Below are 15,285 nucleotides of genomic sequence, written 5' to 3' on the forward strand. Positions count from 1 at the left end.
TGCGGTCTTTCCCGCACGCGGGGCCGCGTAAGGGCAGTGGAAAGACCCCGGGACGGCGAAAGGCCGACAGCGCAACGGCTGCCGGCCTCTTCGCGTCACTGCTGTCAGTTGGTGCGCACGCGCAGCCCCGGGTTGTCGGAGAGCACCACGTGCACCGGCTGCGCGAACAGCTGCGGCACGTTACCGGTGAGGGCTCCGATCAGGTTCGGGATCTCGCAGATCGGGTAGTCCGCCACCGACGACGCGCTGGAGATGCCGAGCGCCAGGCGGCCGGTCACGATCGGGCCGCCGCTGTCGCCGGGCAGCGCGCAGATGTTGGCCGAGAAGCTCTGGGTGAGTTCCCGGTCGCCGACCTGCACGGTCTGGTCGACCGCGTTGACCACGCCGCAGCTGAAGCCGGTGCGTGCGCCGGACTTGCACACCGGAGCGCCGACGACCGGCGTCGCCACGCCCTCGACGGCGATCGGAGCCGCGCCGGGCGCGCGCACGCCGTTGTTGGCGAAGCGGTCCTTGGCCTGGTCGTTGATCCGCACGATCGAGTAGTCCTGCTCGCCGAGCACCGACTTCTGGAAGACGCCGAACTGCGGGCCGAGGCGCTCGCCGCTCATCTCGTAGACGCCCGCGGCGTTGCCGTTGCCCGCGGACGCGATGTCCGGGTTGCAGTGGCCCGCGGTGATGTTCACCGTGTTGCCGTTGCGGTCGGTGCCGTTGAAGCCGAGCGAGCAGCGCAGCGAGCTGCGTCCGGCGACCGAGGCGTAGCCGTCGCCACCCGCGAGGGTGCCGCGCGCCTCACCGGCGATCTCACCGGCCTGCAGGGTGCCCTGTTCGCCTGCCACCGGCGGGGCCATCACGATGACGCGCGCCGGGTCGATGAAGTTCGGCATCGGCAGGCCCGCCTGGTCGACGCGCACCGCGATCGCGTTGTTCACGGTGTCCACCACCGCGCCGCGCACCAGCGACTGCACCGCCTCGGGCTGGCCTTCCAGCCAGCGCTCGAACGCGCTCTTCTCGCCGCGCAGCGCCGCTTCGCTCTTGGCGACGTTGCGAACCTCGAAACCGGCCGATTCGGCCGCCTTCTTGGCCTCGTCGGCGCCGGGGCCCTGGGCCAGCGCCACGACCGCCTTGCCCGCGTCGTCGAGCCAGGAGCCGCCGAACACGGCCGGGTACTGCCGCTGGGCGGTGGTGGCGAACGCGGCCACCTGCTGCGCGAGCTCCGCGCGGTGCAGGTACTCGTCGGGCGAGATCTTCAGATCACGGGTCACCGCGGCGACCAGCTCGGCGGGCAGGCCGGGAGCCTGATCGGGCTCAGCCGTCGCTACTGCCGCCGTGGGCCCGAACAGCAGGATCGCCGCCGAGGCGGCGATCACTGTTTTTCGGATTCCGGTCTGTCGCGCGGCTGATCGAAGAGGACCTATACGTGGCAGGAGCATGAGCAGACTATATGGGGTTCGCAGCGGTATGCCTACTCATCTTGTGGTTCCCGATTCCCGCATAGCCCGGCGACCGGCGATATGCCGATCGACACAGGACGCGTGCGTGCGCTCAGCCGACGTTCGACCGGGTGCGCACGGTGATACCGCTGCCGATTCCGCCACCGGAGGAGGCGTCCACATCGGCCAGGATCGCACGGATCGGAATGCCCAGCGAAGCGGTGCCGCCGTACTGCGCGAGCGCGATGTTGGCCTCGTTGCAGTTCGGCGCGTCCGCCGCGTTGGAACCGCTGGTGATGCCGAGCGCCAGCGTGCCGGACACGATCGCGCCGCCGCTGTCGCCGCCGAGCGTGCAGGCCGAGCTGGCGAACCCGCGAACGGTCTTGCTCTCGCCCTCCGCGGTGAACAGCTGGGTCTCCACCCGGTCGGCCACGACGAAGCCACAGGTGAACGTGGACGACTGGCCGGACTTGCAGACCGGGGCGCCGGTGATCGGGTCGGCGGTGCCGGTGATCGCCAGCGTGGTGCCGTTGGCGCCGCGCACCGAGGGCTGGTCCATGCCGGCCCGCACCGCGCGCTCGTTCAGCTTGATCACCGAGTAGTCCAGCGCGGAGTGCCCACCCAGCGAGGCATGCACGAAGGTGCCCAGTTCGGGGCTGGCCGGGATGTCCCGGACGTTGGGCAGGTAGACGGCCGCTTCCTGGTTGGCCTTGCCCAGATTCGGATCGCAATGTCCCGCACTGATGTTCAGCGCGTTGCCGGACGCGTCGATGCTGTTGAACCCGAACGAGCACACGTCGACCGCGCGCAGCGACGAGTCCGCGAGCGGACCGGGGGCGCTGATGTAGGTGTCACCGCCCATGGGCCTGCGCTCGACCGGGCCGCCGCTGCCCGGCGACAGGATGACTTTGATGTTCGCCAGCAAGGTCGGCAGGTTGAGCATGTGACCCGCGGGGGTGTTGGCGACGCTGAGGACCAGTTGACTGTTCAGGAAGTCGATGGCCACGGAGTTGATCGCCTGCGAGATCTCCCGCGGCAGACCGGTGACCCACTGGTTGAGCTGCACCAGCGAGCCTTCCAGGCTGTCCGCGGAGACCGGGGCCAGTCGGGTCTGGTAGCCGTCGTCCGCGGCGATCTTGGCGGCGTCCAGCGAGGTGACCGCCACGACGGGCTTGCCGTCGGGGCCGATCCAAGCGCCCGCGTAGGAATCCGGTCGCTCGGAACGGAACTCGCGCGCGTAGTCCCGCAGCTGCTGGGCGCGCGCGGCGCGGTCCAGGTACTCCGTCGGGGTCATCTTCAGGTCGCGCGCGATGGCCTGCACCAGTTCCGGGGGCAGGTTGTCCGCGGCGAGCTGGGCGGGAGCGTCGGGAACCGCCGATGCGGTCGTCGTGCCGAACAAGGGAGCCAGGAGAACGGTCGAGGCGATGGCGACAGCTCTGACCGCGGCGCGACGCGCCACCAACTTGCGCATGAAGTCCCTTCGTCGGCACGCACGTGCCAGCTAAATCCGTGGCCATGGGCAGAATCCGTTGGCGCACAGTCTTCGTCCAGCAACCGACCTGTGCCGGAAGTCATCCGACAACACGGTCAGCGCATCACTCTAGGCCACAAACCAGGAAAGGACGCTACTAATCACCGACTACCCGGTGTTCCCATACCGGGGATGGTCGGTAACTGCGGTAGCGGCAGGAACGGGTAGGGGGCAGTCGTCGTGCTCCGGGTCGTCGAGGGACGGGTGGTTCTCGGTGGCGTCGTCGGCGGCTCGGTGGTCGACGGAGGCGGAGGCGGAGGCGGAGGCGTCGTGGTCGTCTCCGGCGTCGTGGTCTCGGTAATCTCCACCGGCGGTTCGGACGGCTCGGTGGTGATGGGCTCGGTGGAGGACACGACCGGCGGAGGCGGGACGGGACTCGCCGACGTCTGCTCCGATTTCGCGTCGGGCAGGGGCGGCACCGGTGTCTCCCCGCCGTCGCGGAACAGCGCGGCCACCACGATGCCGCCGAGCACCAAGCCGATGACGGCGGCGCAGGCGACCAGCAAGGGCGTACGCCGCGGGTTCTTCGCGACAACTTTCGCGGGAACCTCTGTCGCCGTGGGCTTCTCGGCCGGCTCCGGGTCGGCGGTCGCGACCGGCTCGGCGATCGGGAAGGCCGCCGAGTACGCCTGCGGCTGTGGCTCGGCGGCGGGCACCGCCGGGATGACGATGGTGTCCACCGTCGAGTTCTCGGCGGTGGACGGGTCCGGTGGAGTGGCGCCCGCGGGTGTGGCCAGCACGGCGGCCAGCGCCGCGCGGGCCGCGTCGTAGGCGAACGAGCCGTCGGGCGCCGTGCTCCCGGCGCTGGGCAGTTCGCCCTCGCTGACCAGCAGCACCGACCGCAGGCCGAGGTAGTCCAGCGCGTCCCGCAAGGAACGCACGTGCTCGGCGGGCCAGTCCGCCGGATGCGTCGCGTAGAACTCGGCCGGGCCGCTGAGATGTTCGGCGGCCAGATTGATCAGGCAGAACAAGGCGGTCGCGACGAGGTCTTCGGCGCGGTAGGCCTCGCCGTCGTCGACCGGGATACCGGACGGGTCACCGACGGCGGGCACGAAGCCGGTGATCGAATGGGAGTGCCCGGCGGGCGCGGGACCGCCCAGTTCGGCGTCACCGTCCTCGGACATGTGCAGGATCGACTCCCGGACGATGTACCGCGGTTGCTCGTCACCATCGGTGACGATGACCGCCGTGCACTCGTCTTCGGCGACGCGCAGGCCAACCCCAGTGGCCATCCTCCACCTACCTCGCTTCGGCGTTCCCGCTGACGGAACCGCACCCGAGTCACACCAGAAGCGAGCCGTGTCCCATGGCGCGGAGCATCGACAATAACTCCGAACGGGAACGGGCGCCGACCCGGCGTCGGATGCGCGCGACGTGGTGCTCGACCGTCTTCGCGGAAATGTACAAGCGCGCACCGATCTCGCGATAGGTGAGCCCGAGCAGAACCAGCTCGGCCACTTCGCGTTCCCGTTCGCTGAGGATCGCGGCCTGCGGCGGCGTGGGCGGCGGCGCCGGGGTGTCGCCGTCGGTTGCGGCCGGTGCGGCGGGCCGGGTCTGCGGTTCCTGCGGACGAGCGTCGGCGCGGACCGTGCGAGCCAGTTTGAGCAGCGCGGTGGCCGTCGCGGAGTCGGGCGCGGCCAGCGCCGCCTCGCTGGCCAGCCGCGCACCGTCCCAGGTCATGCCGATCTCGGTGAGCGCGGCGACCGCCGCGTGGACCGGCGCGGTCGCGACCTGGCCGCGCAGCACGAGCACCCAGGTGCGGCCCGCGTCGGCGAGCACGGCGGCGTGCCGGTCACCCGCCTCGGCCGCGGCTTTCAGCGCTCGCGCGTGCGGCAGCAGGTCGTCGGGGCTTTCGTGCGCGATCGCGGCCTGCACGCCGTACCAATGGAAGGCGTTGGACCAGGCGGGCGGTTCGTTCAAGCGGCGCAGCAGCGTGAGGGCGGCCTCCACCAGAGGCTCGATCCGACGTTCGTCACGCATCCGGATGGCGGCCAGCCACAGTTCGCCGATCGGCAGCAGTGCCAGCAGGTCGGCCTGCACGTCGTCGAAGAGCGGATACGCCGCCTGCCACGCGCGGGCCAGCGAGGCGTGATCGCCGCTGCGCCGGGCGAGGCCGACGGCGACGCCGTGAGCCAGCAGCCGGTCGCGGACGTCGAGTCGGTCGTAATCCAGGGCGGCCACGGTGGCGGCGGCGGCGCGCTCGTCGCCACCGAGCATCGCCGTCCAGGCCGCGAGCACGTCGAGCTGGTGGCAGCGCAGCCCGCTCGCGGTGGCCCGCCGCAACGCGTCCTGGGCGCGGCGCGGCTCGCCGGTGCCGAGCGAGAGCAGCGCGGCGATGGAGGCCGCCGTGCAGGGCAGGAAGCGGTCCACGCCCGCGTCCGCGTTCGCCGCCTGCACCAGCGCCGACACGGCGGACGCGGTGCTGTTGCCCGGCGCGATGGAGTCCGCCAGCGCGGTCGCGATCAGCCGCGCGTGCGCGTGCGCCTCGGTGGGGGGCCACTGCGTCGCCGAGGAGGCCATCTCCTCGGCGCCGGCCACGTCTCCGGCCAAGCGCAGCACCGTAGCGCCGATCGCCCAATCGGGGCCTACCCGATCCGCACCGAGCCAGGTGTACAACTGGGCCGCGCGACCCACCAGGCCACGTCGGGTCAGCACCGCCGCGCAGATGCGCACCGCCGTCGCGAGTTCCGTACCGGAACTGCCCGAACGAGCCAGCATCGGCTCGGCCAGACGCATCGCCGTGTCACCGTCACCGGTCCGTGCGGCCGCCTCGGCCCAGCGCAGCGCGATCAGATCGAGTTCCGCCCCCGCGGCCGCCGCGGCGGCGTAGTAGCGAACCGCCTCGCGGCCGGTCCGCTCCGCGGCGTCGACGAGGAAATCGGCCAGGCGCGGATCACGGACGCCGGACTCGGCCAGTTGCAGCGCGGTGCGGTCACGCAGCAGGCCCGCCTCCAGCCGGGCGCCGAGCAACCGGCGCTCGACCGCGACGAACCTGCGGTCGCCGAGCAGCGTGCGCAGTGGGGCGACGGCGGGTTCGATCAGCAGATCCGCATCGGTCACCAGGGCGCTGGCCCTGGCTCGGTCGATGAGATCTTGCGCAACGGCCGGTTCCACGCCGAGCACCTCGGTCAGCTCGCTGGAATCCAGGCCCGTGCCCGTGGTGGCGACCACCAGGGTCTCCAACAGGTCGGGCTCGAGGTTGTCCAGCAAACCGCGCGCCCACGCGGCGACGGCCGTGTCGACGGCGGCGATGCCCGCGTCCAGACGCGCCGAGCAGGCGGCGGTGAGCGCCGCCACGACGCCACCGCGGATACCCGCGGTCTGCACGTGGATGTGCTGAGCGACTTGGCGCGGCACCATCATGCCCAGTTCCCTGGCGAACGGCGCCATGTCCGCGACGCCGAGCGGGCGCAGGTCCACGACGCGACCGCGCCGGGCGACCGCGTCGGCGAGCAGCCGCAGCCGCGGGTCGTGCGGGCGCGGCTGGGCGGCGATCACCATCGTGCGGCGCCCGGCTTCCACGGCGGCGCGGAGATATTCGAGATCGAGCCCGCCCAGCGTGTGCGCGTTGTCGATGATCAGGGCCGGGCGGGCGGTGTCGGTCGTCACCCCTGCCGTAGCGCCCGCGACCGAGGCCGGCGTGCGGGTCAGTGGGTGCGAGCCGTTGTGCGCGTGCGCGTGCTGGACGGCGGCGGTGTCGTCCTGCAGCGGGACGCCCCGGGCGCGCAGACGCGCCCGGATCTCCGCGAGAAGCGTCGACTTGCCGGTTTGCGAGCGGCCGCGGATCAGGTAGACCACCGGTTGGTCATCGGCGGATTCCAGGTCGCGGAAGATGTCCCGTGCGGACGGGAGGGTGTCGAATGCGGTGTCAGCCACCGGAGCCTCCCAGGATCTCTCCGGGAGCGCGCAGCACCGTGCCGAGAGTGTCGCCGAGCACGCCGGTCGGCAGGTTCGGCGCGGTGGGCGGCATAGGCCGCGGCTGCTGCTGGGTGGGCGGCGGCGGGTTGGTCGGGGCCGGGGCGGGCGCGGGAGCGGGAGAAGGCTGGGGTTGGGGCTGCGGCGCGGGTTGCGGAGCCGGGGAGTCCGCGGGTGCCGGGTCGGGCCGGCCGGGCGTCTGCTCGCTGTTCACCACGGCCACGGTGGTGCCCTGAGCCGGGGACGAAGGCGAACCGGCCTGTGTCGCCTCGGTTCGCGCTCGGCCGGTCGATGTCGTGGAGTCCGTGGCGGCGACACCGGAAGGTGCGGACGGATCGCCCGTCTGCGCTCCCGTGGTCGCGGCGACCTGCGCGGCGCCGGTGGTCGACTGCTCGGTGGTGGCGGGATGGCTCGGGCCGGACTGGATGCCGGTGCCGATGGCGAGCGTGCCGGTGGCCAGCAGGCCGATGGCGGCCGCCGCGCCCGCCACCACCGCGAGGCGTCGCCTGCTGGTGAGCGCCCGTCGGCGTGCGGGGCGTTCCTCGGGCAATGCCGGGAGTCCCGACGAGGGGGACGAGGGGAGCGCTCTGGGCTGGGGCACGGTCTCGTCTTCGGCGCCCGGATCCACCATCGGCAGCTGGTCGGTTTCGGCGGCGAGCAGATCGGCGGCCAGCAGCGCGGCGCCGCGTGCTGTGGTGTGCTCCGGGTCGGGAGCCGCCACGACGGGCAATCCGAACTCGGAGGAGATCAGTTCCGCGACCAGCGGGATGGCGCCGCCGCCTCCGGTGAGCAGGACGCGGCCGACGTCGCCGATATCGAGCCCGGCCCGATGCACCGCGTCTCTGATGAGGTCGATCGAACTCGACAACGGCCCGCGCAGCAGGTCTTCCAGTTCACCGCGTACCAGCCGTACGGTGCTGCCATGCGGATCGGCGGGGTCCACCCGAACCGGGACAACCGTCGCGGTATTTATGGAAAGCTCTTCTTTCGCTTTTCTGCAGCGCTCGCGCAAAGCCGCTAATTCACGTTCGACCACCGGATCGAACGGATCGAAATCCGCGGCGAGCACGGAGTTTGCCAGAACATAGCGCATGGTCAGCAGATCGAATTCCGCACCGGCGACGTCGGTGGTGCGCAGCGGCGTGCCCAGCAGACTGGCATGCTCACCGGTGCGTACCACGGAGACGGTCGAGCCGGTCGCGCCGAGGTCGAAGACGATCACCGCGCCGTCGTCGGTCCTGCCGTGCGCGGCGTCGAGCCAGCGGATCGCGGCGGTCGGTTCCGGCACCAGGGTGACCTCGCCGAGCGCGGCCCGCTCGAGCGCCTCGCGCTGGATCACGACGGTGTGCCGCGACCACCACGCCGGGTGGCAGGCGACAATCGCCGCCGCGGCGTTCGTTCCCGTCTCGGCGGCGATCTCGTCGACCAGGCATCCGATCGCGGTGGCGACCAGGTCGGGAGCGGAATACGAGGAGCCGTCCTCGGCGAGGATGCCGACCGGATCGCCGACCCTGGCGAGGAAGCCCTCCAGCAGGACATCGCTGGAATGGCGGCCGGTGGGGCGCGCGCCCGCGCCGAGCGTGGGTGCCATGTCCTGCGACAGCCGCAACACGCTCGGATGCGAGCGTAGATAGCCGCCGCCGGACGGGCCGATGCCCTCGTCGCCATCTTCCGTTGCCGCCACGGCGACCGAATTCGACGCCCCGACAGTGATGCCGAGCGCCAGGCGCTGTGTCATTCGAGAACCCCGTTCGAAGAGCTGTCTGGTCCGGTGTCGCTGCAGTGTGTGCGAGATGGTGCGCTTGGCCTGGTAGTTGCCGACGCAACCGTTCTGTCGGTTGCTGGCCATCAGCCGTTACCCCGTTAGGGGAACCATTAGGGAAATTCCCCTAATTTCGCTCCCACCCCTATCGGGTGCCCCCGCTCAGTCGTAGGGGTTCGCCCCGTTTCGGCGTAACGCCCTGCGCTCCTAGCGTGATTTGCATTCCAACGACTGCGGATCATCTAGGTCCGCCGGGACTCAGGAGACGATTCTCATGACACCCAACGCGATTCTGGAGTTCATCCTCGATCTGCTGCGGAACGACGAAGCCGCGGTCGCCTACTGCGCCAACCCCACCCAGGCGCTGGCCGCCGCGGGCCTGAGCGCGGTGACACCAGAGGACATCACGCTCTGCGCCCCGATGGTGGCGGAATCGGCGCTGGTCACCGGCGGCTCTCAATTGCAAGCCATCGTGGCGGCGGGCGCGCAGACCGGCGCCGCGGCCGCGGTCGGCGCGGCGAGCACCGTGGGTGCGGCGGCGGTGGCGGGCGCCGGAGTCGATCTGGGCGCGGATCTGGGAGTCGACCTCGGCGCCGGTGCGGGCGGGGATGTCGACATAGATCTCGGCGTCGGCACGGGCGTCGATCTCGGCGCGGGCGTGGACCTGGGCGCCGGTTTGAACACCGCGATCGAAACCGGGCTCGAGCTCGGGGCCGGTCTGGGTGCGGGACTGGCGGCGGGCCTGGACACCGTGGTGAACGCGGGCGCCGACCTCTCCGCCGCCGTGGGCGGTCTGCTCGGCGCGGGTGCGCAGGTGATCAGCGGCATCGGAGCGGGCCTCGACCTCGACACCGACCTCGAAGGCGTGGGAGACATCACCGCCGGACTCGGGACCGGCCTCGCTACCGGCATCGACGCGGCACTGGGCGCGGGCGGCGGGCTGGGCGCGAGCCTGGGCGGCGCGGTGGATGCGGCGGCAGGCCTGGGCGCGGGCTTGGAAGGCGCGGTGAACGGGGCAGCCGGTGTCACCACGGGCCTTGGAGCCGGACTGGAAGGCGCAGTAGACGCCGCAGCCGGTCTGACCGCAGGTCTGGACGCGGCTTTGGGCGCGGGTGCTGATCTCGGTGTCGGCTTGGGCGCGGGCCTGGAGGGCGTTATCGATGCGACGACCGGGCTGGGCGCGAGTCTGGAGGGTGCCGTGGACGCGGCAACCGACTTGACCGCAGGCCTCGGCGCGGGTGCGCAGGCGGGTGCTGATCTGGGCGCAGGCTTGGGCGCGGGTCTCGGGGGCGTTGTCGATGCGACGACCGGTTTGACAACCGGGCTCGGCGCAGGACTGGAAGGCGCGGTGGACCTCACCACCGGTTTGGGTGCGGGGCTGGAAGGCGCCGCGGGTGCGGCGACCGATCTCACCGCAGGCCTCGGTACCGGTGTGGAGGGTGCAATCGACGCGACGACGGGTCTTGGTGTCGGTCTCGATGGTGCGCTCGATGCGGTCGGTGGTGTGACTGCGGGTGTGGATGCGGCACTGGGTGCTGGTGGGCAGATCGGTGCGGGTCTCGAGGGCGCTGCGGACCTGACGACCGGTTTGGGTGCGGGGTTGGAGAGCGCTGTGGGTGTGGGGACTGATTCGACCGCTGGTGTCGGTGCGGGCTTCGAGGGCGCGGTCGATGCGGCGACCGGTTTGGGCGTTGGTCTCGGCGGCGCCGCGGGTGCGGCGACCGACCTGACCGCGGGTCTCGGCGCCGGTGCGGGCGCGGGCCTGGAAGGTGCGATCGACGGGATGGCGGGTGTGACCACGGGCTTGGGTGCAGGTCTCGTGGGCGTTGGTGGTGCCGCGACGGACCTGACTGCCGGTGTGGGCGCGGGTCTGGAAGGGGCCGTGAACGGGGCCGGTTCGGTGACGACAGGCTTGGACGCTGCTCTGGACGGCGGTGCGCAGGCGGGCGCCGGCCTCGGCGCCGGGGTCTCCACCGGACTGCACGCAGCGGCCGACGCGGGCGCGCAGATCGGTTCCGGTCTCGAGTCCGGTCTCGGCGGTGCGCTCGACGCCACCGGTCAGGCGACGACCGGACTCACCGGCGGCCTCGATAGCGCGGTGCAGGGTTCCGGCAACCTGACCACCGGACTGGGAGGCAATTTCTCCTCCGCCATCGGCGGTGCCGGGAATCTCGGCACGCAGGCGACGGCGGGTCTGGAGACCGGACTCGCGACCGGTCTCGGCGCGGCTGTGAGCACCGGAGCGGAACTCGGCGGCGGACTGGACAGCTCCCTGAACATCGGCGGCCAGCTCGGCACGGGCCTGGGAACCGGTCTCGGCGGGGCCATCGACGCGGGGATCGAAGCGGCGACCGGGCTGGAAACAGGCTTGTCCACCGGCCTCGGTGGCGGTCTGTCCACGGGCGTGGACGGCGCGGTGCAGGCAGGCACCGGCCTCGAGACCGGCCTGACCGGCGCGATCGACGCGGGCGCGCAGGCTGGTGCGGGGCTGGGCTCGGGTTTGTCGGCGGGGCTGGACGCGGGAGCGCAGGCTGGTGCGGGGCTGGGCTCGGGTTTGTCGGCGGGGCTGGACGCGGGAGCCCAAGCGGGCGCCGGACTCGCTTCGGGCCTGTCGGCCGGACTCGGCGCGGGCGCAGAAGCCGGTGCCGGTCTCGGTACCGGCCTCTCCACCGGAATCGAAGGCGCGGCGGGCGCGGGCCTGGAAACCGGTCTCGGCGCCGCGGGCAACGTGGGCGCGGGTCTGTCGAGTGGTCTCGAGGGCGCGTCGAGCGCGGGAGCGCACCTGGGTTCGAGCCTGGACAGCGGGATCAGCGGCGGCATCGGCGCGGGTGGGCACGCGACCTCCGGCCTGTCGTCGGGCCTGGACGCCACGGCCGGTCTCGGCGGTGCGGCGCAGTCGAGCGTCGGCGGCGCGGTGGACGCGGGGGCCGGACTGGTCGGCTCGGCGGGCGGCGCGGCGCACGGCACAGTGGACACCGGGGCAGGTCTCGGCGGCAGCGTCGGATCGACCGCGAACACCTGGTCCTCGTTGGACGTGTCGAGCGCGTTCGGTTCCGGCCTGGACAGCACGACCAGCGGCCACACCGACTCGGGCCTGTTCGGCGACACCCATGCCGGCACGGAGCTGAGCGGTTCGGCAGGCGCCGACCTCGGTGGCGATACATTCCTGCACTGACAGTTGCCCGGTAGTACGGAAAAGAGGTCCATACCGCGATGGGGACGCCCGCGCCGAACGCCACTCCACCGGCGGTACCGCTGCTCTCGGTACTCGGTGAAACCATCGCGGCGGCGCGTGCCGCGGGCCGCAACGATCTGGTCGGCCGCCTGGAAGTGGCGGCCGACCGGGTCCGTGACCCGCGTCGGCGCATTATCGTCGCGGGACAGCTCGACCAGGGCAAAAGCCGTTTCGTCAACGCGCTGTTGAACCTGGACATCTGCCCGGTCGGCGACGACGCCACCACCACGGTTCCGATGCTCTTGGCGCACGGCTCAGAGCCGCGTGCGGAGCTGGTGCTCGCGGCGCACGGCGACTCCAGCGGGGCGGAGACCAGGGTGACGGTGCCGATCGCGGAGATCGGTGCGATCGACTCGCGCTCGCCGCTGGCGCAGGGACGACGGATCGTGCGCCTCGAGGTCGAGATACCCAACGCGCTGCTGGCCGACGGCATCGTGCTGATCGACACTCCCGGCGTCGGCGGGCACGGCAACGCCCATGCCGCGGGTGTGCTCGGCATGGTGCCCGCCGCGGACGCGGTCCTGGTGCTCTCGGACGCCTCGACCGAGCTCACCGAGCCCGAACTGGCGTTCCTGCGGCAGGTGCGTGAGCTGTGCCCGACGGTCGCGCTGTTGCTCACCAAGACCGATCTGTATCCGCACTGGCGGCAGGTGCACGAGGCCGATCTCGGCCATCTCGCTCGGGCCCGCCTCGACGTGCCGATGATTCCGGTGTCGTCGCTGCTGCGCAGCCACGCGATGCGGTTGCAGGACAGGCAGCTGGGTGTCGAATCCGGCTTCGGTGTGCTCTACGAATTCCTGCGCGACCAGGTGGTGGCGCGCGATCAGCAGGCCACACGCACCGCCGTGGCGCGCGATATCCGCTCCGCGGCGGAGCATCTCGCGTTGGCGCTGGGCAGTGAGCTGGTCGCGGTCCGCGATCCGGCACAGGGCGCGGCGGCGGTGCGCGAGCTGCAATCCGCCCGCGGCGCGGCCGAGGAACTGCACCGCAGGACCGCCGCCTGGCAGCAGACGCTCGCCGACGGCATCACCGACCTGGCCGGCGACGTCGACCACGATCTGCGTGACCGCCTGCGGAACATCGCGCGCAGCACGGAGGAATGGATCGACGAGCACGATCCGGGCAGGCATTGGGACCGCATCGCCGAACACCTCACCGGCACCGTCGACACCGCGCTCGGCGACAACTTGCTGTGGACCCACTCCCGGGCGATCGAACTCGCCGAGCGCGTCGCCGAGCATTTCTCCGAACTCGGCGCCGTCGACCTGCCGGATGTGCGACCCGGCGCGGGGGCCGATAGCGGCCGTGCGCTCTCCGGCACGCTCGCCGATCTGGAACCGGACATCGGTTTCGGCAGCAAGCTGCTCGTCGGCATGCGCGGTTCCTACGGCGGCGTGCTCATGGTGGGGCTGGCCAGCACCTTCGCCGGGCTCGCCCTGCTCAACCCGATCTCGATCGGCGCGGGGCTGATCGTGGGCGGCAAGGCTTTCCGGGACGACAAGCAGGCCAGGCTGGCCAAGCGGCGCATCGAGGCGAAGGCGGCGGTGCGCCGTTTCGTCGACGATGTGGCGTTCCAGGCGGGCAAGGAGTCGAAAGACCGGTTGCACCGCATCCACCGCGCGTTGCGCGATCACTACGCGGGCGTCGCCGAGCGCAGCCTCCGCTCCATCGATGAGTCGTTGCGGGCCGCGCAGGAGGCGGCGAGCATGGTCGCCACCCGCCGGGCCGAACGCGGCGCGCAGCTGGAACAGCAACTGCGCGTAGTCGCCGAGCTGCGCCGATATGCCGATGCCATGCAGACCGCACTACCGATGGGACCCGCCGGTACGGTAGCCCCGTGAGACGTGATGGTGGCGCGGTGCCGGGAATCGTCGCGGAGGCGCATCGGCTGGTCGGCGCGGCACAGGCGGCGCTCGCGAGCGAGCCGCGGCCGCGTGCCATGCTGGCCGACTGCGCCCGCCGATTGGATCAGCCGTTGCGCGTCGCGCTCGCCGGTTCGATCAAGGCGGGCAAATCGACCCTGCTGAATTCCCTTGTGGGACAAGACATCGCTCCCACCGACGCGACCGAGTGCACCAGGGTGGTCACCTGGTACCGGTACGGTTCGACACCCAGCGTGACGGCGTACGCCCCCGATGGCGCCCGCGCGCACGTCGTGGTCCGCCGCGGCAGCGGAACGCACGGGCTCACCTTCGACCTCGACCGGCTCAATTGGAATGTCCCGGCCCCGCGTGAGGTCGACCATCTCGAGGTCGAGTGGCCCGCCGCGGCGCTCGCGCACACCACCATCATCGACACCCCCGGTACGTCCTCGCTGTCGCGGGAGGTGTCGCTTCGAACAGCGCGCCTGTTGACACCAGGTGCGGACGACGAGCGGTCCGAGCAGGCAATCGCGATGCCGGGCGCCGACGCGGTCGTCTATCTGCTGCGCAGGCTGGACGCGACGGACGTGCAGTTCCTCGAGCGTGTGGGCGCCGGAACCGCCGTGGCCAACGGCGCCGCAGGCCCGCTCGGCATAGTCGGCGTGGTTTCCCGAGCCGACGAGATCGGGGCGGGCCGCATCGACGCACTGCACTCGGCGCGCGACGTCGCGACGCGTTTCGCGGGCGAACTGGAGCGAACAGGTCTGTGTCAGGCGGTGATCCCGGTCGCCGGGCTGCTCGCCTTCGCCGCGGCGACGCTGCGCCAGCAGGAGTTCGCGGCTTTCGAGACGCTGGCGCGTGTCCCGGTCGACGAGCTGAGCGCCGCGTTGCTCTCGGCGGACCGTTTCGCGCGTGCCGACGTGCCGCTGCCGGTGCCGCCGGAGCTGCGCGCGCAGCTCGCCGAGCGGTTCGGTTTGTTCGGCATCCGCATGGCGGTGACGTTGATCCGGCTCGGTGTGCGCGATTCGGCCACGCTCGCCGCCGAATTGACCGCCCGCAGCGGAGTGGACGAATTGCGCTCGGTGCTCGACGTTCAGTTCGGTCAGCGCGCCGACCAGCTCAAGGCGCATTCCGCGCTCACCGCGCTGGCCCGGGTGCTGACCGCCTACCGCGGCACCCCGGCCGACCGCCTGCTGCCGAGGGTGCGCACGTTGCTCGCGGACGTGCACGGATTCGCCGAGCTGCGCCTGCTCGGCCGCCTGCGCACCGACGAATTGACGCTGCCCGCCGACGATCTCGCCGAACTGCACCGCCTCATCGGCGGCTCCGGCATCGCACCCCACCTGCGTCTCGGCCTGCCGATCGACGCGCCGCTGCCCGCGCAGCGTGCCCAGGCGGTCGCCGCCGTCCGGAAGTGGCGTGCCCGGGCTCGCCACCCCCTCGCCGACCAGTTCACCGCCACGGCCTGCCTGACCGCCGCCCGCAGCGCGGAGGGCACCTTGAGCGTCCTGCCGGAATGATCCGCGGATGTCCCCGCGCCCGCACCGCTA

General features: G+C 71.8%; 8 protein-coding genes. 3 read left to right on the plus strand and 5 right to left on the minus strand.

All coding sequences use genetic code 11. From position 1 onward, the window contains the following. Window positions 1-104: 104 nt before the first annotated feature. The 5 genes from M8859_RS07350 to M8859_RS07370 all read right to left on the minus strand — a co-directional run bounded on the left by M8859_RS07350 (window position 105) and on the right by M8859_RS07370 (window position 8,614). Window positions 105-1,430: a S1 family peptidase gene (locus M8859_RS07350; RefSeq protein ID WP_283779450.1), complete on the minus strand. Its 1,326-nt coding sequence runs from the start codon at window positions 1,428-1,430 to the stop codon at window positions 105-107. A gap of 112 nt (window positions 1,431-1,542) precedes the next feature. Further along, on the minus strand, window positions 1,543-2,901 hold the full coding sequence (locus tag M8859_RS07355; RefSeq protein WP_249644038.1) for a S1 family peptidase: 1,359 nt from the start codon (window positions 2,899-2,901) through the stop codon (window positions 1,543-1,545). 161 nt (window positions 2,902-3,062) lie between these two features. Continuing rightward, window positions 3,063-4,193: a hypothetical protein gene (locus M8859_RS07360; RefSeq protein WP_249644039.1), complete on the minus strand. Its 1,131-nt coding sequence runs from the start codon at window positions 4,191-4,193 to the stop codon at window positions 3,063-3,065. Between the two features lie 49 nt (window positions 4,194-4,242). Beyond that, the gene (locus M8859_RS07365; protein ID WP_159922062.1) at window positions 4,243-6,837 is read right to left on the minus strand and encodes a LuxR C-terminal-related transcriptional regulator; all 2,595 of its coding nucleotides are present in this window, start codon (window positions 6,835-6,837) and stop codon (window positions 4,243-4,245) included. Beyond that, window positions 6,830-8,614, minus strand: a complete 1,785-nt coding sequence (locus tag M8859_RS07370) for an Hsp70 family protein (RefSeq protein ID WP_249644040.1) — start codon at window positions 8,612-8,614, stop codon at window positions 6,830-6,832. The genes M8859_RS07365 and M8859_RS07370 overlap by 8 nt, the downstream gene beginning before the upstream one ends. A gap of 298 nt (window positions 8,615-8,912) precedes the next feature. Here M8859_RS07370 and M8859_RS36790 point away from each other — a divergent pair, with 298 nt between their 5' ends. The 3 genes from M8859_RS36790 to M8859_RS07390 are packed head-to-tail and all read left to right on the plus strand — an operon-like array spanning window position 8,913 to window position 15,255. Next, on the plus strand, window positions 8,913-11,813 hold the full coding sequence (locus tag M8859_RS36790; RefSeq protein WP_283779451.1) for an IniB N-terminal domain-containing protein: 2,901 nt from the start codon (window positions 8,913-8,915) through the stop codon (window positions 11,811-11,813). A 38-nt stretch (window positions 11,814-11,851) separates the two neighbouring features. Continuing rightward, window positions 11,852-13,714 carry a dynamin family protein gene (locus M8859_RS07385; RefSeq protein WP_249644041.1) on the plus strand — a complete coding sequence of 621 codons (1,863 nt, stop codon included), beginning with the start codon at window positions 11,852-11,854 and terminating at the stop codon, window positions 13,712-13,714. After that, entirely contained in the window at window positions 13,711-15,255 is a 1,545-nt protein-coding gene (locus tag M8859_RS07390; RefSeq protein ID WP_321209599.1) for a dynamin family protein, read from the plus strand. Before M8859_RS07385 ends, M8859_RS07390 begins: the two co-directional genes overlap by 4 nt. Window positions 15,256-15,285 lie beyond the last annotated feature (30 nt).

The organism is Nocardia sputi (assembly GCF_023501985.1).